Here is a 230-nt window from a genome sequence, read left to right as displayed (position 1 = left end):
TGGTCGAATACTTTGGCAGCCAGCTCAGTCTTCTTGTATCCAGTTCTAGAGTAGAGCGAATCGTCAAAGACGAAGCAATCGCCACGTTGGTCAGAAGTCAGATCTTTCAGGTGCCCATTGACGATCTTCTCAGCTAGCAGAATAGTGAGGCGAAGCCAGTTGATATGTGGGTTCTGCATGAATCGATAGTAGGTGTTTTTGGAGAAGCCAGCAGTACACTTGCCAGACTT

The 230-nt window shown here is 47.4% G+C and carries 1 pseudogene; it reads right to left on the bottom strand.

From position 1 onward, the window contains the following. Positions 1-230: pseudogene (locus FD23_RS09870) on the bottom strand (IS4 family transposase); the annotation flags it as partial.

The sequence above is a fragment of the Lactobacillus delbrueckii subsp. delbrueckii DSM 20074 = JCM 1012 genome, assembly GCF_001433875.1.
In the GTDB taxonomy this organism is placed as follows: domain Bacteria; phylum Bacillota; class Bacilli; order Lactobacillales; family Lactobacillaceae; genus Lactobacillus; species Lactobacillus delbrueckii.
Note: the sequence above shows the minus strand (reverse complement) of the source record. Positions and strands in the feature narration are given on the sequence as shown.